Here is a 16871-nt window from a genome sequence, read left to right as displayed (position 1 = left end):
CATATTGTTCCCATGCGTGTCAGCTTAGCCAACGTCAGATCCAGCCGCGCTCCTCGGCGATCAGCACGGCCTGCTGCCGGGTACCCACCGACAGCTTGCCGAGGATGACCGAGATGTGGTTGCGCACCGTCCCCGGCGCGAGCGACAGCGCCCGCGCGATCTGCCCGGTGGTCTCGCCGCGGCGCCCGGCCCGCAGCACGTCGAGCTCTCGGTCGGTGAGCGGCGAACGCTCATCGCTCAGCGCGTCTGCGGCCACCTCGGGATCGACGTAGCGTGCCCCCGCGGCCACCCGACGGATCACCGCGGCCACCTCGTGCGCACCGCGGGACTTGGGCAGGAAGCCCGCCACGCCCGAGGCGAGAGCGCGACGCAACACCCCGGGCCGCGCATGCCGGGTCACCACGATGCAGCGGGTCGCGATCGCACGGTTCAGACGCTCCGACACCTGCACCCCGTCGAGGCCGGGCATCTCCAGGTCGAGCAGGCACACGTCCGGCTGCAGCCGCAGTGCCTCGGCCACGGCCTGCTCGCCGTCCTCGCACTCCGCGATGACCTCGATGTCGTCCTCCAACCGCAGCAGCGCGGCGAGCGCCGAACGGATCATGGCCTCGTCGTCGGCGAGCAGCACGCGGATCATCGCTGTTCCCCCTTCGAGGCGGGCACGGTCACCGTGACCGTGAACTCCTCGGCCGCCCGGCTGACCTCGAGCGTCCCGCGTGCCTCGTCGACGCGGCGCCGGATGCCGTCGAGACCCGAGCCCGCGGCATCCTCCTCCGTATCGCCGGCGATGTCGTTGGCGATCGTGTACCGCCATCCGCCGTCGACGTGCGCGAGCGCGAGCCGTGCGCGTCGACCGCCGCCGTGCCGGAGCACGTTGGTCGTGGTCTCGCGGATGACCGGACCGAGCGTCGACGCAGGAGCCGCATCGGCATCGACGGGGATCGTCGCCTCCACCTCCAGCCCGGCCGCGCGCAGCAGGTCGCGCGCGTTCGCGATCTCGTCGCCGAGCGGCACGGAACGGAAGCGCAGAGCGAGGTCGCGGGTGCCCTGACGCGCCTCGTCCACGCTCACCCGCGCGGCGCGGAGCTGTTCCATGCCGGCAGCCGCATCCTGCGGCATCAGCCGTTCGGCGAGCTCCAGCTGCAGCGCGACGACCTGGAGGTGATGACCCTGCAGATCGTGCACGTCGGTCGCGACGCGCAACCGCTCCTGGGTCGCGGCCAGTCGGGCTTCCGAGGCGCGTGCACGGTCGAGGGTGATCAGCACATCCCACCACCACAGCGAGCTGACGGTCATCGCCGGGAGCAGCACCGTGTACAGCACGGGGAGAAGGAGCGGGATCGCCTGTTCGGAGATCGCGACGCGGGTATCGACGACGGCGAGGCAGCCGAGCACGATGGTCGCCGCGATGACGACCTTGTAGCGCACGCCGCGGGGCCAGTTCAGCAGCACGAGCGCCTGCATGACCGGCATCACCCCGAGCAGCCAGCTGCCGACGACGATTCCCGCGGCGAGGCCGTAGGCGACCGCGACGAGCAACGGAACGACCAGACGCGCCCAGCGCACCCCGGGCTCCGCGTCCAGCCGATGGCGGTAGTCGAGGAGCAGCGGGATCGTGGAGGCCCACCAGATCAGGCCGCCGACGCCGACGATCAGGCCGACGACCCCGGTCAGATCGACCGCGAACGTGACGCCCGTCCATGCACCGACCAGCACCAGTTCGAAGATGAGTACGGCCGTCGCGGTGTACCACCAGGTCGCGGTCACGCCCCGCGACAGCTGGCGCGACCCCGGCGTCGGCTCCGGCGGGGCGAGGGGCTCGTGGGGGCTGTTCACCCCACCACGATACGGGCGTGACAGATGTCACCCCTGGCGCGTGCGATCCACCCGGAAAGCGGTGACACCCGGGCACTGCCGCGGCGAGGGCGGTCGCGCTGGACTGGAGTCATCGCAGCGGAGACCGCTGCACCGACACCCGGGAGCCGAACCATGAACCTCATCGACACCTTCCAGAACCTGGTCGCCCAGGTTCCGGATCTCGTGCAGCCCCTCATCGTCGCGCTCGCCGGCGCGGTGCCGTTCATCGAGGGTGAAGGCGCAGCGGGCATCGGCATCATCGGCGGCATCCCTCCGGTGATCGCCGCCGTGGCCGCCATCGTCGGCAACTTCGTGTGTGTCGCCGTGCTGGTGTTGGCCGGATCCGGCGCACGTCAGGCGATCATCAATCGCTCTCGGGCGAAGGAGGCGGTTGCGGTCGGCGCCGGCACGTCGACCATCGAGCCGGACGTCGAACCGGAGAGCGATCGCCGCGCAGCCCGCACACAGAAGTTCCAGCGTGCGTTCGAGCGCTATGGCGTCCCCGGAGTGAGCCTGCTGGGACCGCTCCTCCTGCCGACGCACTTCACCGCGACCATGCTCGCGGCGTCCGGCATCGGCAAGGCACGCATCCTGTTCTGGCAGGCCGTCGCGATCATCGGCTGGACCACGGTCGTGTCGGTGATCGTCGGCAGCGCGGTCTACGCGGTCCGCTGAGCACGACGGAGGCGGGGCGCGACGTGGGTCGCGCCCCCCTTCGCCTTGATTCATCCTGTTGTGAATTCATCAGAATCTGTACAGTTAGGATGTGACCACCGCTCTCGCCTCGCTCACCCACACGGCTGCCGTCGCCCGTCTCGGGCACGCCCTCTCCGACCCCACCCGGGCGGGCGTTCTGCTCGCACTGCGGGAATCGCCGCGCTACCCCGCCGACCTCGCCGATGCCCTCGGCGTCTCCCGCCAGGCCATGTCCAACCACCTGGCGTGCCTCCGCGGCTGCGGTCTCGTCGAGGCCGTGCCGGACGGCCGCCGCAGCAGCTACCGGCTGGCGGATCGGCACCTCGCGCCCGCCCTCGACATGCTCATGCGGGTGACGTTGATCGTCGAACCCGACTGCTGCTCGGGCGAAGGATGCACCTGCTGATGGCGACCACGACAGCGGCGTCCCGTCGCGACACCCTGCACCGGCGCATCCGCCTCATCGTCGGCATCACGATCGGCTACAACCTGATCGAGGCCGTCATCGCGATCGCAGCCGGATCGGTCGCCTCCTCGGCCGCGCTGGTGGGGTTCGGGCTCGATTCCACGATCGAGGTGCTGTCAGCGGCCGCGGTGGCCTGGCAGTTCACGCGTCGCGACCCGGAGCGGTGGGAGAAGCCGACTCTGCGCGTGATCGCCGTCGCGTTCTTCGCCCTCGCGGTCTACGTCACGGCGACCTCGGTGACGGCTCTGGTCACGGCGGACCGCCCGGAGCACAGCACGATCGGGATCGTCCTCACGGCGATCAGCGTCGCGATCATGCCGTTCCTCTCTTATGCGGAGCGGCGCGCGGGTCGGGAGCTCGGGTCGGCCACGGCGGTCGCGGATTCGAAGCAGACCCTCATCTGCACCTACCTCTCCGCGGCGGTCCTGATCGGCCTGGTCGCGAACTCCCTGCTGGGCTGGTGGTGGGCCGACGCGGTCGCCGGCCTCGTGATCGCGGCTTTCGCCGTGCGCGAGGGCGTCGAGGCGTGGAAGGGCGACGCGTGCGCGACCTCGGTCGGCATGCTCCTCGAAGACGAACACGACGAGCACACCCACTGACCCTTCACCCCTCTCCGCCGAACCACCCCCTTCTGCGCGAGCCACCCCGTTGCGGACGCGCGCACGGGGGTGGCTCGACCTCGAAGGGGCCGGGTCGACGAACGATCACCCGCAGGCGCGTAGGTTGTGGGGATGGATGCCACCACCGATCTCCGCGGTCGCACGATCCTCGTCACGGGCGCGAACGCCGGCATCGGGTACTGGTGCGCGGAACAGCTCGCCGCGCGCGGTGCCCGAGTGCTGCTCGGGTGCCGCTCCCCCGAGCGCGCCGAGGTCGCAGCCTTCGCGATCCGCGGCCGGGAGCCGCACGCCGACCTCCGAATCCTCCCGCTCGACCTCGGTTCGCTCGACAGCGTCGCGACCGCATCCGCCGCGGTGGACGAGAAGCTCGACGCCGTGATCTGCAACGCCGGGGTGAAGGCGGCCGATCCCGAGGCACGCACGGCCGACGACCTCGATCTCATGGTGGGGACGAACTTCCTCGGCCACTTCGCACTCGTGGCGCAGCTGGCTCCCCTCCTCACGCCGGACGCCCGCGTCGTCACGGTCGGCTCGATCGCGCACCGCTTCGCGCACCTCGATCCCACCCGCATCGACGCCGCGTGGCACGGCTCGTCGCTTCGGCAGTACGGGCGGTCGAAGGCGGCGCTGATGGCGTTCACGTTCGAGCTGTCGCGGCGCTGGTCCGATCCCGCCCGCTCTGCCGTGTGCGCGCATCCGGGATACGCGGTCGATCCGCTCACCCCATCGCGACCCGGGCACGCTCCGGTCTCCGGTCTCGTCCGCGCGCTCGCGGCACCGAGCCGCATCCTCGTGCAGGGCAAGGACGGCGGCGCGCGACCGATCGTGCACGCGGCCGTCGCTCCGGAGGTGAGGAATGGCGACTACTGGGGTCCCGGTGGCCCGCTCGAGTTCCGCGGGGCGCCGACCCGCGTCGCCGCATCGTACGACGTGCGCTCCCCCGCGACCGGCACGTCACTGTGGGAGGCGGCCGAGCGCCTCACCGGCGTGCCGTTCGCGGCCTGATCCGACGACGGATGTCGGACCCCCGCGGCACGATGAGACCATGATCACGCTGCTGTCGGCGCCCTCCAACCTCGGCCTCCGTCCCCCCGAGCCGAGGAGCGTACCCGGCGCGGCCAAGGCACCGGAGGCGCTGCGCGAGGCCGGGCTCTTCGCGAGATTCGCCACATTCGGCGCCACCGATTCCGGTGTCGTCCTCGCCGGGCACTATGTCGACGACGATGACACGAGGCCGCCCGGTCGGGTGCGGAACGAGACCACGCTGATCGACCATTCGCGGCTCTTGTCGGCACGCATCGACGCGGCACTCGACAGGGGCGATGCGCCCCTCGTGATCGGTGGAGACTGCTCCGTCCTGCTCGGCGCGGGGATCGCCACGGCACGACGAGGAGGCGTGGGACTCGTTCATGTCGACGGCCACACCGACTTCCGACACCCGGGCAACAGCGACGACTGTGCGAGCGTGGCCGGCGAGGCGCTCGCGGCGGCGGTCGGTCGGCATTGGCCGTCGATCGCGGACATCGATGGGCTCAGACCGTACTTCGCGGCCGAGCGGACCGCGCATGTCGGACACCGCGACGATGACGAGGAGCAGGACGAGGTGCGCGGCATCCTGGGCTCGGTCACTCCGGCCGCCGAGGTGCTGTCTCGCGGTGCTGCGGCGGTGGGCGCCGCATCGGCCGCTGTGGCCGGCGATGCGTATTGGCTCCAGGTCGATGTCGACGTGCTCGACCCGACCGTCATGCCGGCGGTCGACAGCCCGGACCCGGGCGGGATCGGCGCCGCAGACCTCACGGCACTGCTGCACGAGCTGGCGCCGCGCGCCATCGGGGCCTCGATCACGGTGTTCGATCCGGATCTCGACCCCGACGGCCGCTATGCCCGCCTGCTCGTCGACGTCCTCACGGACGGCCTCGCCGCGTTGGGCTCCCGAGCCCTGCGCACCTGACCAGGAATCCCCGCGGCATCAGGCTTCCGAATCCACGACGGCGTCCGGAGTGACGCGCACGCGCGAGATCCGTCGCCGGTCCAGTTCGGCCACCTGGATCGTCGCGCCCGGCACCTCGACCGTGTCGCCGACGACGGCCAGACGCCCCAGCTGCTCGGTCACGAATCCGGCGATGGTGTCCGACGAACCGCGGGGCATCGCGAGGCCGGTGACCTCCTCGAAGTCCTGGAGGTTGAGGCGCCCGTCGAGCCCCTCGTCCGCGGAGAAGAACACCTCGGCGTCGTACTCGTCGAAGATCTCGCCGACGACCTCTTCCACGAGGTCTTCCAGGGTGACGAGGCCGTCCGTGCCGCCGTACTCGTCGACGACGACGGCGATGTGGTGGCCCTCCGCGCGCATCCGGGTCAGGGTCGGCAGCACGCGCGCGGTCGAGGGGATGTACGGGATGTCGCGCATCAGTGCGCTGAGCGGACGTGCGGGATCGTCGGCCGCCGCCTCGAACAGGTCACGCACGTGCACGAATCCGGTGATGTCGTCGATCGAGGTCTTCGACACCGGGTAGCGCGAGAACGGCAGGTCGCGCACCTGCGCCAGCACCTCGCCCACGCTCGCCGACTCGTCGAGTGCGACGACCTCGGGGCGCGGTCGCATGACCTCGCTGACCTGTCGCCCGCGCAGGGAGAGCACGTCGTCGAGGATGCGTCGCTCATCGTCGGGCAGCCCCTGATGGCTGGCGACGATGTCGCGTACCTCTTCGTCGGTCATCTCGTCGCTCGTCTTGTGCGGGTCGCCGCCGAGCAGTCGGACCAGCGCATTCGTCGAGACGGAGAGGAGCCAGATCACCGGACGCATCACCACGGCGAAGCCGTTGAGGGCGGGCGCGATGGCGTACGCGAACTGCGCGTTGCGCTGGATCGCGAGTCGCTTGGGCACGAGTTCGCCGAGCACGAGCGACAGATAGGCGATCACGAGCGTGAGCACGATGGTCGCCAGCGTCAAGGCGAGCGCGGGGGCGACGCCCCACGATTCCAGCAGCGGCGCCACCGACGGTGCGATCGAGGTGGCACCGTAGGCGGCGGACGCGAATCCCGCCACGGTCACACCGATCTGCACGGCCGAGAGGAAGGTGTTCGGGTTGCGGGCGAGGACGGCGACCTTCGCGCCGCGGCGGCCGCGCTGCCCGATCGTGTTGATCTGGCTCTCACGCAGGGTGACCAGCGCCATCTCCGTGGCAGCGAAGACACCGCCGATCAGCACGAACGCGAAGACGAGGGCGATGTTCCAGAGCAGGTCGCCCATCAGCGGGCCACCTCCTCGGATGCGGGGTGAGCGCCCGGGGTGAACCGGGCGCTCGTACTGTCAGAGTCCGAAGAGTCAGAACAGCGCTGCGCGCTCAAGAGTGCTCCTTGTGATCGTTGGTGGGGGTGGTGTCGGTAGCGGGGGTGACGGCGGCGGGGTCGCGGCGCGTCTTGATGAGGCTCGCGGCGGTGGCCACGGCGATGGTCGCGGCGATGAACAGCAGCGAGAACCAGATCGGGATCTCGGGTGCCCATTCGACGCCGTGACCGCCGTTGATGAAGGGCAGCTCGTTGACGTGCAGCGCGTGCAGTACGAGCTTGACACCGATGAAGCCGAGGATGACCGCGAGGCCCTGCGCCAGGTAGACGAGGCGCTCGAGGAGGCCGCCGATGAGGAAGTACAGCTGGCGGAGACCCATGAGGGCGAAGGCGTTGGCGGTGAAAACGATGTACGCCTGGTCGGTGAGGCCGTAGATCGCGGGGATCGAGTCGACGGCGAACACCAGGTCGATGAAACCGATCGCGATGATCGTGAGCAGCATCGGGGTGACGAAGCGCTTGCCGTTCTTCACGACGGTGAGGCGGTCGCCGTTGTACTCGTCGCTGACGGGCAGGTGACGCCGCACGAAGGTCATGAACCTGCCGTTGGCGGGGTTGTTCTCGTGGTTGCTGAAGGCCTGACGGTAGGCGAGCACGAGGAGCAGCGCGCCGAACAGGTAGAAGATCCACGAGAAGTTCTCGATGAGCGTCGCCCCGACGGCGATGAAGATGCCACGCAGGATCAGGGCGATCACGATGCCGATCATCAGCACCTTCTGCTGGTAGATCTTCGGCACGGCGAAGCCGGTCATCACGATGAGGAACACGAAGAGGTTGTCGATCGACAGCGCCTTCTCGGTCAGATAGCCGGCGAAGTACTCGCCTCCGAACGTCCATCCGGAGAAGACGCCGATGCCGACCCCGAACAGCAGGGCGAGGCTGATGTAGAAGATCGACCAGCGCGCCGATTCGGCGATCGTCGGCTCGTGCGGGGTGCGCACGTGCGCGAAGAACTCGTAGACGAAGAACGCGATCGTGACGGCGATCGTGACGATCCAGACGAGGGGGGTGATATCCAAATGCGGACTCCAGACTCGGGGTACGACAGTACCGCCAAAGTCTTCTCCATTCCAGGACTGGAACCGGTGGTCCGGGATGCGACGCGCATCCGTAATGACGACCCCACCGTGTCGGAGTACTCCCCTTGGGAAACACCAGTATACGGGACGCGAGATCCCTCCCAGGGCATACCCAGAAAGCAAATACGATACTGTTCGAGGTAAAAGGTTACCTCTTGCGTTCAACGCGTGATGATCACTTACGGATCACACCGTGACCCGCGAGATCAGCGGAATCAGGAACGAAGAGCACATGGCACCCAGAACCCCCGACCACGACGGCACCGAGCGCGACAACAACGAAGTCGACAGCGCCGACGACTGGCAGCAGCTGATCCTCGGGGCGGGCGAGGCGCCCGCGGAGACGTCGGCGGACGCGAAGACCGTGGAGCTCTTCCAGCGTCCCTCGGATGCGGATGAGGACACCGTGCTGCTCCACGCCACCACGACCGGCGCCGAGGCCGTCCCTGCGACGGAGGAGCTGCCTCCCCCGGGTCGCCGCGCGGCCCTGCTGGCGCTGTGGCGTCGCGGCCGCGCCCTGTGGATCACCGTCGGGATCGCCGTTCTGAGTCTCGTGCTCGGGCTGCTCGTCGGCCGGTTTGCCATCTCTCCCGCCGATGCCGCGGCCGCTGCGAAGCCGCCGAAGGCCGGCCCGGTCACCGTCGCCGTGACGTCGGAGGAGCTCAGCAGCTCGGTCACGGCCCGTGGCGATGTGGCCTTCGCGAATGCGACCGAGGTGAACTTCCCGAAGTCCGATGAGCCCCAGGTGGTCACCGGACATGTGCCTGCGAAGGGCGATCCGCTCAACGCCCTGTCGATCGCGCTCGAGGTCGCGGGGCGCCCGCTGATCGTCCTCCCGGGAGACCTTCCCGCGTATCGCACACTCAGCCTGGGCATGTCGGGCCCCGACGTCGTGCAGTTCAAGCAGGCGATGGTCGCGGCAGGGATCGGGGTCGGCGATGTGAACTCGAACGTATTCGATGCCGATTCCGCCGCGGCGGTCAAGGCCCTCTACGACAAGGCCGGCTATCCCGCGCCGACCTCCGACGAAGCCGCCGAGGAGACGCTCAAGGGGGCGAAGGAGGCGTACACGTCCGCGAAGCAGGGCCTGTCCTCCGCCCAGGCAGCGCTGAGGACGGCGTCGGCCGGTCCGAAGGCGAGCGAGATCCAGACGGCCGACAACGGGGTCCGCTCTGCACAGCGCGCTCTCGACAGTGCGCGTGCGGCCGCGAACGCCGCTGTCGCGAAGTCCCCCCAGGATCCGGCGGAGGTCGCCCAGGCCCAGGCTGCTGTCGGCGACGCCGAGGATGCCCTTTCGCTGGCGCAGACGCAGCGGAACGAGCTCAATGCCGCGCCCGATACGAGTGAGGCGTCAGCAGGAGTCGCCTCGGCCAAGGAGCAGCTGGATCAGGCAGCCGACACCTTGAAAGACGCACAGGACGGCGTCCTGCCGTCGCTCCCCGAGACCGAGGTGCTCTATCTGGGCGGACTCCCCCGTCAGGTGAGCGAGGTGACGGTCGCGCGGGGTGACACGCTCGGCAAGAGCGAGGACCCGGCCCTGACGATCTCGTCCGCCGTGTTGGAGATCACCGCGACCGTGGGATCGGCGGATGCCGACAAGGTGACCACGGGCGGCGACGCGACATACACCGGCGATGACGGCAAGGATCGCCATGCCGTGGTCGCTTCGGTCACTCCTTCCGACGACGAATCCGGCAAGGTCACCGTGACCCTCACACCCGACGCACTGACGCCCGATGAGGTGACGGCACTCGCGGGGACGAACGTGCGAGTGTCGGTGCCGATCAAGTCGACCGACGGCAAGGTGCTGGCGGTGCCCCTGGCTGCCGTGGTCACGGGGGCGAACGGCGGCTCCAAGGTCGAAGTCGTCGAGGGCGATCCCGCATCCCCCGAAGCCAAGCGACACACCGTCAAGGTCACCACCGGGCTCGCCGCCGGCGACCTGATCGAGGTGCGACCGGCGAACGATGACCTGGCCGTCGGCGATCTCGTGGTGGTGGGCAAGTGACCGCTCTGGTCGAACTCAAAGACGTCACGCGATCGTTCCCCGGCCCGCCTGAGGTGCGAGCGCTGAACACGGTGAACCTGCGCATCGACGAGGGCGACTACGTGTCGATCAGCGGACCGAGCGGTTCGGGCAAGTCGACCATGCTCAACCTGCTGGGGCTGCTCGATCGGCCGACGGTGGGCGACTACGAGCTGGGCGAGGTATCGACGACGGCACTCACCGAGAAGGAACGGGCCGAGCTCCGCGCCCGGGAGATCGGCTTCGTCTTCCAGTCGTTCCATCTGATGCCGTATCGCACGGTGCTCGAGAATGTACTGCTCGGGATGCTCTACAACGGGGTCGCCCGCGGCGAGCGCGAGCACCGTGCACGGACAGCACTCGAGAGGGTGGGGCTCGGGCACCGCATCGACTACGCGCCCACGCAGCTGTCCGGAGGCGAACGTCAACGTGTGGCGATCGCCCGGGCGGTGTCGTCGCGCCCGCGGGTGCTGCTTGCGGACGAGCCGACGGGAAATCTCGATCAGGCGACCGCGCTCGAGGTGATCCGCCTCTTCGAGGACTTGAACCATGACGGTCACACGCTCATCCTCATCACCCACGACGTCGACCTCGCCGCGCGCGCATCTCGGCGGTTGCGGATCGACAGCGGCCACGTGGAGGAGATCTCATGAGACTCGCTCTCCCCCACATCTCGCGGTTGCGTCAGTGGTTCCCGAAGCGCTCCGAGACTCCGCGCGACGGCAACCGCTTCACCTTCCGGGATCTGATTCACGAGGCGGTGCTCGATGTCGCGTCCCGACCCGCGCGCCTGCTGGCGAGTGTGCTCGGCACGGCGCTCGGCGTCGCTGCCCTGGTGTTGACCGTCGGCTTCGGTCAGACCACGGCCGCCCAGGTGCAACGGCAGTTCGATGCGATCGCCTCGACACAGGTCGTGGTCACGCCGCGCATGGAGAACACTCCCGGCGGGGAGAGTGTCGCGATCGTGTTCCCGGCGGATGCGACGCAGCGGATCGAACGCCTGGCCGGTGTCACTGCTGCGGCGATCACGGCCGAGGTCACCATGCCTAAGGACGCCGTCATCGAGGGCAACGCCGCCGCCAAAGTCGGTGAGCCTCCGAAGGTGTTCGCGGTGAGCCCCGACGTGCTCACGATCGACGGCGGCAAGATCCAGTCCGGGCGCATGTTCGACGACGGTCATGTCGAGCGGGCCGAACGGGTGGCGGTGCTCGGAGCCAACGCGGCCGCGCGGCTCGGCATCACGAGCGTCAGCAGCCAGCCGGCGGTGTTCCTCGACGGTTCCGCGTACACCGTGATCGGCATCGTCGGGAAGGTGTCGGCGCGAGCGGACCTGATGGATGCGGTCATGATCCCCGACAGCACCGCACGGGTCGACTTCGCGGTGTCGGATGCTGCCGAGGTGCGCGTGAAGGTCGTGCCGGGCGCGGGAGCACAGGTCGGCTCGCAGGTGGCGCTCGCCCTGTCGCCGAATGCGCCCGAGAAGGTCGAGGTGAAGGCCTCGGCGGGCAAGCTCCAGCTCGGCGACGACATCAACTCCGACATCAGCATCGTGTTCCTGCTGCTCGGGCTCGTGGTGCTGCTGGCAGGCGGTGTCGGCATCGCCAGCGTCACGACGCTCGGGGTGCTCGAACGCACCGGCGAGATCGGTCTGCGGCGAGCGCTCGGCGCGACGCCCGTGAACATCGGCGGGCAGTTCATCGGCGAGTCGATAATCACCGGCCTCGTCGGCGGCCTCCTGGGAACCTCCATCGGCGTCATCTCGCTCGTCGGCATCAGCCTGTCGATGCAGTGGTCGGCCGTGATCGAACCGCTCGTCGTGGGCGGGGGCGTGCTGCTCGGCGCCGTCGTCGGCTGGGCGGCCGGCAGCTTCCCGGCCTGGCGCGCCTCCCGCATCGAGCCCATCGCCGCTCTCCGCTCCTCCTAATCACCCATTCCATCCACACAAGAAAAGAGCCGAACATGCTCCTCCGTTCTCGCACCACTCTCCTTGCCGCCACCGCACTCGTCCTCGTGGCAGGCCTCGCCGGTTGCTCCGCCTCCGGCACCACTGCCGGGGCTTCGCCGAAACCGAAGAGCTCCCACGCAGCGAAGTCCGCCGAGGTCACGATCGACCCGTTGTCGGAGTACGTCCAGGTCGACGGTGTCGGCACGGACGGCATGAAGGCCGAGATGAAGAAGTATGGGGAGCTCGTCAAGCAATGCATGGAGGAACAAGGCTTCGAGTACACCGTCGTCGAGCCGGCCACGAACGATAGCGGCCGGGGCACCAACATCACTCCGCCTCGCACGTGGGTGGAGGAGCACGGATACGGCGTTGTGGAGACGACTTTCCAGTCGGCGGATAATGTCTCCGACAACGAGTCCGATCCGAACACGATCTACACCAAGAGTCTTTCCAAAGCACAGCAAGCGGCCTACGACGTCGCGATGAACGGCAAGGTTTCGTCCGGGGCTAACGCCGATGAGATCAGCTGGCAGGACAAGGGATGCAACGGCAAGGCCAGCCACGAGGCGTTCCCGCACTCCGAGGGGACTCGTCCGGCGATCCTCGATGACGCACTGACGTATCGGAACTCCCTGATCACCGATCCGAAGATCACCGCGATCGACGACGAGTGGTCGGCATGCATGAGCAAGGCCGGTTTCCCTGGCCAGGAGCAACGAATGATGCGCAAGGCGAGCGAGGACTTCACGGCGACGGCGACCAAGTACAAGTCCGCGCATCCCGACACGACGTCCGAGGATCCGGAGGTCGTGAAGATGAAGGCCGACGAAATCACGCAGGCGCTCGCGGACTGGGACTGCGCCGACCAGATGCACTACGACCAGCGCTTCTTCGACACCCTCGCCGAGCTCGAGAAGGACTACATCGCCGACCACAAGGCCGAACTCGACGAAGCCAAGCTCTGGCTCAACAACAAGTAGCCCCTGCCCCACACACCCACACAACCATCGAAGGAACCGACTATGTCCATCCACGTCCGCAAGACCCTGTTCGCGACAGTTGCCGCACTCGCCGTCGCCGGCGGGCTCGCCGGCTGCCAATCTTCGCCCGCATCCGACTCGGCGTCGACCGGCCTCGACATCGACCCGCTCGCCGTGGTGAGCGGCTACACCGGCAACAGCGATGAGGTCACGAAGCAGCAGGACCAGATCATCACCCAATGCATGCAGGAACAGGGTTTCACATACACGCCCATCGATTACACAAGCGACGGCACGAGTGCAGCGAGCTCCTGGCTCAGTCCCTCTCGCGAAACGGTGACCGAACACGGCTACGGGATCGTCGAGAATTACGTCGACTTCGCCGCCGACAAGCCAGCGCCCGATGCCAACACCGACTACTACAACGGACTGAGCCCGGCTGAGCAGACTGCATACGACACTGCCCTGCTCGGCGACTTCGCAACGGAGGGGTCGAACGAGAGGCAGAGCTGGGAGGACCAGGGCTGCACAGGCAAGGCCGAGCACTCGATCGCCGAAGCAAAGCTCAATCCGCCTGCGATCATCCAGCAGGCGAGTGACTATCGGAACACCCTCGGCAACGACGCGAAGATCACGGCCATCCTCAACGACTGGGGCACGTGCATGTCGGACGCGGGCTACCCGGATGAGCCGCGCTGGGGCTTCGGCGGCACGCTCGACTCCAAGGTCGGCACCTTCTTCGCGGACCACCCTGATGCCCCAGCCACCGACCCTGCCGTGGTGAAGCTCAAGGCAGAGGAGGTCACAGTGGCTCTCGCCGACCTCGACTGTGCCGAGAAGGTCGACTTCGACCGCCGATACGTCGACACGATGACCGCGTTGGAGAAGGACTTCGTCAACGACCACAAGGCAGAGCTCGACGAAGCCCACATCTGGGCGCAGCAGAACCTCGGTGCCGAATGAACGCGCCGGAGCGGAACGTCGCCACCGCGCTGACCACCGACCCGCTCTCCGAGTACATCCGTCCTGACATGTCGGATTCCGATGAGCTCATGCACGAGCAGGAGGAGATGATCCAGCAGTGCATTCAAGCGGACGGCTTCGAATACACGGTCGTTGAGGTGGAGCCGACAGCCATCCCCGGCGGGGGATTCGAATTCGGTTTCGTCCCCGAGCGCGCATGGACCGAAGAACACGGCTACGGCACGGTCGATAGCAAATTCTTCCCGCCCGACTATGTCTCCGACCTCGACTCGGACCCGAACTGCCAGTACACGCAAGGAGTCGCCGCCGCACAACAAAAGGCGTACGACACGGCGCTATACGGCAAGGACTGGGCGAAGTGCTTCCTCGACGCCGGGTATCCGAAGGATGCGAGAGCGGCGTTTGAGGCAAGAGTCCAGAAGTACCGCGAAGACCACCCTGATGCCACGACGGAGGACGCGGCAGTGCCGACGTTCCGATCCGAAGAGCTCGCCATGGCTCTCGCCGACTCGGACTGCAAGGACAAGGTCGACTACACCCAGCGCACGCTCCGCGCGATGGCCGACCTGGAGAAGGACTACATCGCCGACCACAAGGGCGAACTCGAAGAAGCCAAGCTCTGGCTCGCCCAGTAAGGAACCACAATGATCACCCGTTCACGCACCACAATCCTCGCAGCCACCGCTCTCGTCCTCGTGGCGGGCCTCGCCGGGTGCACCGCCTCCGGAAGCGCAGATTCACCTCCGTTGGCCACAGCGACAAGCTCTGCATCATCGATATCCGATCCACTCTCGGAGTACCTCGACTCCGACTCCGCCAAAGATGTAGCGAGGGAGAAGCGGCAGGATCAGATCATCGATACCTGCATGACTGAGCAGGGTTTCACCTATATTCCGACCGGGATACCTGACACCGCAGCAGCCGGCTCCGGAAAAGCGATCACCCGCGAATGGGTGGAGGAACACGGCACAGGGGACGTCGAACGGCAGCTGGAGATCGCCGCGAAGGGTGGCGATGACAAGGCGCTCGACCCGAGCTACGTGGCATACGAGAATCTGTCTGCCGCGGAGAAGTCCGCTTTTGACACGGCCCTCAATGGCAAGTTCGCCGAAGCCACGACCCCAGCCGAAGACGACGCGCTCACCTGGAAGGACCGCGGTTGTGCGGGCAAGGCAGCTCATGAAGTCTTCCCCAACTACTTGAAGCCTCAGCCGCCGATCATCGAAGACGCCCAGGAGTTCGTGGCGTCGATTGCGCGAGGGCCCGAGATCACGGCAATCAACGCTGACTACGACAAGTGCATGAGCGACGCCGGGTACACCGTCACGCACGAAGGCCAAGACAGCTTCGTCGAGCCCGATCATGGGTCCGACTCCGGCACCATCGCTGAATATCTGAAGGCGCATCCGAATGCGACCGCCGACGACCCCACTGTCATCGCCTTCAAGAAGGCGGAGGTCGAGCAGGCCCTCGCCGACTGGGACTGCCGCGAGGACGTCGATTTCTACAAACGCTACAACGCCACCATGGCCGCCCTGGAGAAGGACTACATCGCCGACCACAAGGGCGAACTCGAAGAAGCCAAGCTCTGGCTCGCCCAGTAGCCCACGCCCGCCCTATCTCGTTCACGAAAGGAACACCCATGTCCACTCCCACCCACGCGATCACCGTCGCCATCGCCATCGCCGCCTTCGACGACTGGGGCGTGCGCCTGTCCGAGGCCGCCTTCAGCGGCTTAGGCTCTGCGCTCAGCCTCGAAGCCGACACGGCTTCGACAACACAGCATCTCGGCGTCGCTTGACGGCGCCGCTCCCCGAACCACACCAGAAAGAGAAGCAGCCCATGTTCTCCCGTTCTCGCTCAGCCGTCGTCGCTGCGGGGCTTGCCCTTGCACTCGGCGCCGGTCTCGTCGGATGCACCTCTGCGGCATCGGCCTCCTCGTCGTCCGGATCGGACACCGCAGCGACCACCTTCACACCCGACCCGTTGACGCTGTACGTCACGATGGAAGACGCCACGATCGATGCCAAGCTCACAGCGCTCGACCAAGCCGTAGAGCAGTGCATGGCGGCGCAGGGGTTCGAGTACACCCCCGACACCGCCCATGCCGAACGCGCTGCCGACACGGTCGACGGACCAGGTGCGATCCTCGTCCACAGTCGCGAATGGGTGTCCGACCACGGCTACGGCACCGTTGACGGAATGTTCGGTGCGACCGCTGACGGTTCCTCCACCGACACCGAGCCCGACCCCAATGCCGCATACAAGAAGACCCTGTCGTCCGACCAGAGGAAGGCATTCGATGAAGCGCTGCACGGGAAGGCGTTCGTCGTCACGCCCGACGGCAGTGACGCGCCACAGGGTTGCGACGGAGTGGCCGATCGGCAGGTGCTCCCCGAAGATGCGCCGCGTCCGCCGATCGTGGACAGGGCGATCGCCTTCCGCCAGTCGCTGCACAACGACCCGTCGATCACGGCTCTCGACGACGAACGGCTCGCGTGCCTGAAGGACGCCGGATACCCGCAGCCTTCACTCCCGGCAGAAGACGCCGAGGCCTACCAGAAGGCTCATCCCGGAGCGAACCGAGACGATCCCGAGGTCATCGACCTCAAGCGCGCGGAAGTCGACACCGCTCTCGCCGACTGGGACTGCGCCCACAAGCTCGACCTCGAACACCGCTACCTCAGCGCGCTCACGGCGCTCGAGCAGACCTACATCGTCGAGCACAGGACCGAACTCGAAGACGCCCATCTCAAGCTCAACCAGTAGGCCACTCACGATCCCAAAGGCGCCGCATGCACACCCAGTTTCGTGCCTCCCTCGCCGCGGGGGCCGTCATCCTGCTCTCGCTGGGCCTTCCGGCCTGCACA

Annotated in this window: 18 protein-coding genes; 14 read left to right on the top strand and 4 right to left on the bottom strand. The window is 67.6% G+C overall.

The annotated features are described in order from the left end of the window. Positions 1-34 precede the first annotated feature (34 nt). Together WFM69_RS06575 and WFM69_RS06570 are read right to left on the bottom strand one after the other, a co-directional pair. Positions 35-637 carry a response regulator transcription factor gene (locus tag WFM69_RS06575; RefSeq protein ID WP_337002885.1) on the bottom strand — a complete coding sequence of 201 codons (603 nt, stop codon included), beginning with the start codon at positions 635-637 and terminating at the stop codon, positions 35-37. Further along, on the bottom strand, positions 634-1836 hold the full coding sequence (locus WFM69_RS06570; protein ID WP_337002883.1) for a sensor histidine kinase: 1203 nt from the start codon (positions 1834-1836) through the stop codon (positions 634-636). Before WFM69_RS06570 ends, WFM69_RS06575 begins: the two co-directional genes overlap by 4 nt. A 153-nt stretch (positions 1837-1989) precedes the next feature. Between WFM69_RS06570 and WFM69_RS06565 the strand changes: the two genes are divergently transcribed. The 5 genes from WFM69_RS06565 (at position 1990) to WFM69_RS06545 (ending at position 5590) form a co-directional block, all read left to right on the top strand. Then, positions 1990-2532: a small multidrug efflux protein gene (locus WFM69_RS06565; RefSeq protein WP_337002881.1), complete on the top strand. Its 543-nt coding sequence runs from the start codon at positions 1990-1992 to the stop codon at positions 2530-2532. A gap of 91 nt (positions 2533-2623) precedes the next feature. Then, complete coding sequence (locus WFM69_RS06560) at positions 2624-2959, top strand: ArsR/SmtB family transcription factor (RefSeq protein WP_337002879.1); 336 nt, start codon at positions 2624-2626, stop codon at positions 2957-2959. Next, the gene (locus WFM69_RS06555; protein WP_337002877.1) at positions 2959-3618 is read left to right on the top strand and encodes a cation transporter; all 660 of its coding nucleotides are present in this window, start codon (positions 2959-2961) and stop codon (positions 3616-3618) included. The genes WFM69_RS06560 and WFM69_RS06555 overlap by 1 nt, the downstream gene beginning before the upstream one ends. A gap of 132 nt (positions 3619-3750) precedes the next feature. Continuing rightward, positions 3751-4644 carry an SDR family NAD(P)-dependent oxidoreductase gene (locus tag WFM69_RS06550; protein ID WP_337002875.1) on the top strand — a complete coding sequence of 298 codons (894 nt, stop codon included), beginning with the start codon at positions 3751-3753 and terminating at the stop codon, positions 4642-4644. Positions 4645-4684: 40 nt separating this feature from the next. Continuing rightward, positions 4685-5590 (top strand): arginase family protein, encoded by a 906-nt coding sequence (locus tag WFM69_RS06545; protein ID WP_337002873.1) that lies wholly within the window; start codon positions 4685-4687, stop codon positions 5588-5590. Positions 5591-5608: 18 nt separating this feature from the next. Here WFM69_RS06545 and WFM69_RS06540 read toward each other — a convergent pair whose 3' ends face one another. Then, positions 5609-6889 (bottom strand): hemolysin family protein, encoded by a 1281-nt coding sequence (locus tag WFM69_RS06540; protein ID WP_337002871.1) that lies wholly within the window; start codon positions 6887-6889, stop codon positions 5609-5611. Positions 6890-6983: 94 nt separating this feature from the next. Continuing rightward, the gene (locus WFM69_RS06535; protein WP_337002869.1) at positions 6984-8006 is read right to left on the bottom strand and encodes a TerC family protein; all 1023 of its coding nucleotides are present in this window, start codon (positions 8004-8006) and stop codon (positions 6984-6986) included. Positions 8007-8298: 292 nt separating this feature from the next. Here WFM69_RS06535 and WFM69_RS06530 point away from each other — a divergent pair, with 292 nt between their 5' ends. From WFM69_RS06530 to WFM69_RS06490, 9 genes are read left to right on the top strand one after another with little or no spacing between them, the layout of a single operon-like run. After that, positions 8299-10074, top strand: a complete 1776-nt coding sequence (locus WFM69_RS06530; protein ID WP_337002867.1) for a hypothetical protein — start codon at positions 8299-8301, stop codon at positions 10072-10074. Then, a complete protein-coding gene (locus tag WFM69_RS06525; RefSeq protein WP_337002865.1) occupies positions 10071-10745 on the top strand; it encodes an ABC transporter ATP-binding protein in 675 nt (224 codons plus the stop codon). The genes WFM69_RS06530 and WFM69_RS06525 overlap by 4 nt, the downstream gene beginning before the upstream one ends. Next, the gene (locus WFM69_RS06520; protein ID WP_337002863.1) at positions 10742-12016 is read left to right on the top strand and encodes an ABC transporter permease; all 1275 of its coding nucleotides are present in this window, start codon (positions 10742-10744) and stop codon (positions 12014-12016) included. Before WFM69_RS06525 ends, WFM69_RS06520 begins: the two co-directional genes overlap by 4 nt. A 35-nt stretch (positions 12017-12051) precedes the next feature. Beyond that, positions 12052-13017, top strand: a complete 966-nt coding sequence (locus WFM69_RS06515) for a hypothetical protein (protein WP_337002861.1) — start codon at positions 12052-12054, stop codon at positions 13015-13017. A 42-nt stretch (positions 13018-13059) separates the two neighbouring features. Continuing rightward, positions 13060-13980, top strand: a complete 921-nt coding sequence (locus WFM69_RS06510; protein WP_337002859.1) for a hypothetical protein — start codon at positions 13060-13062, stop codon at positions 13978-13980. Continuing rightward, entirely contained in the window at positions 13977-14636 is a 660-nt protein-coding gene (locus WFM69_RS06505) for a hypothetical protein (protein ID WP_337002857.1), read from the top strand. The genes WFM69_RS06510 and WFM69_RS06505 overlap by 4 nt, the downstream gene beginning before the upstream one ends. 9 nt (positions 14637-14645) lie before the next feature. Further along, positions 14646-15605: a hypothetical protein gene (locus WFM69_RS06500; RefSeq protein WP_337002855.1), complete on the top strand. Its 960-nt coding sequence runs from the start codon at positions 14646-14648 to the stop codon at positions 15603-15605. A gap of 38 nt (positions 15606-15643) precedes the next feature. Continuing rightward, on the top strand, positions 15644-15802 hold the full coding sequence (locus WFM69_RS06495) for a hypothetical protein (protein WP_337002853.1): 159 nt from the start codon (positions 15644-15646) through the stop codon (positions 15800-15802). Between the two features lie 41 nt (positions 15803-15843). Then, positions 15844-16770 carry a hypothetical protein gene (locus tag WFM69_RS06490; protein WP_337002852.1) on the top strand — a complete coding sequence of 309 codons (927 nt, stop codon included), beginning with the start codon at positions 15844-15846 and terminating at the stop codon, positions 16768-16770. Positions 16771-16871: the final 101 nt, after the last annotated feature.

The sequence above is a fragment of the Microbacterium sp. LB12 genome (genome assembly GCF_037150835.1).
Lineage (GTDB): Bacteria > Actinomycetota > Actinomycetes > Actinomycetales > Microbacteriaceae > Microbacterium.
This window is presented reverse-complemented; position numbering and strand designations above follow the sequence as displayed.

Excerpts from the sequence above, each read along its gene's own strand:
- WFM69_RS06575 (WP_337002885.1), bottom strand. The coding sequence starts at position 637 with ATGATCCGCGTGCTGCTCGCCGACGACGAGGCCATGATCCGTTCGGCG.
- WFM69_RS06565 (WP_337002881.1), top strand. The coding sequence starts at position 1,990 with ATGAACCTCATCGACACCTTCCAGAACCTGGTCGCCCAGGTTCCGGAT.
- WFM69_RS06555 (WP_337002877.1), top strand. The coding sequence starts at position 2,959 with ATGGCGACCACGACAGCGGCGTCCCGTCGCGACACCCTGCACCGGCGC.
- WFM69_RS06550 (WP_337002875.1), top strand. The coding sequence starts at position 3,751 with ATGGATGCCACCACCGATCTCCGCGGTCGCACGATCCTCGTCACGGGC.
- WFM69_RS06545 (WP_337002873.1), top strand. The coding sequence starts at position 4,685 with ATGATCACGCTGCTGTCGGCGCCCTCCAACCTCGGCCTCCGTCCCCCC.
- WFM69_RS06540 (WP_337002871.1), bottom strand. The coding sequence starts at position 6,889 with ATGGGCGACCTGCTCTGGAACATCGCCCTCGTCTTCGCGTTCGTGCTG.
- WFM69_RS06530 (WP_337002867.1), top strand. The coding sequence starts at position 8,299 with ATGGCACCCAGAACCCCCGACCACGACGGCACCGAGCGCGACAACAAC.
- WFM69_RS06520 (WP_337002863.1), top strand. The coding sequence starts at position 10,742 with ATGAGACTCGCTCTCCCCCACATCTCGCGGTTGCGTCAGTGGTTCCCG.
- WFM69_RS06515 (WP_337002861.1), top strand. The coding sequence starts at position 12,052 with ATGCTCCTCCGTTCTCGCACCACTCTCCTTGCCGCCACCGCACTCGTC.
- WFM69_RS06510 (WP_337002859.1), top strand. The coding sequence starts at position 13,060 with ATGTCCATCCACGTCCGCAAGACCCTGTTCGCGACAGTTGCCGCACTC.
- WFM69_RS06505 (WP_337002857.1), top strand. The coding sequence starts at position 13,977 with ATGAACGCGCCGGAGCGGAACGTCGCCACCGCGCTGACCACCGACCCG.
- WFM69_RS06500 (WP_337002855.1), top strand. The coding sequence starts at position 14,646 with ATGATCACCCGTTCACGCACCACAATCCTCGCAGCCACCGCTCTCGTC.
- WFM69_RS06495 (WP_337002853.1), top strand. The coding sequence starts at position 15,644 with ATGTCCACTCCCACCCACGCGATCACCGTCGCCATCGCCATCGCCGCC.
- WFM69_RS06490 (WP_337002852.1), top strand. The coding sequence starts at position 15,844 with ATGTTCTCCCGTTCTCGCTCAGCCGTCGTCGCTGCGGGGCTTGCCCTT.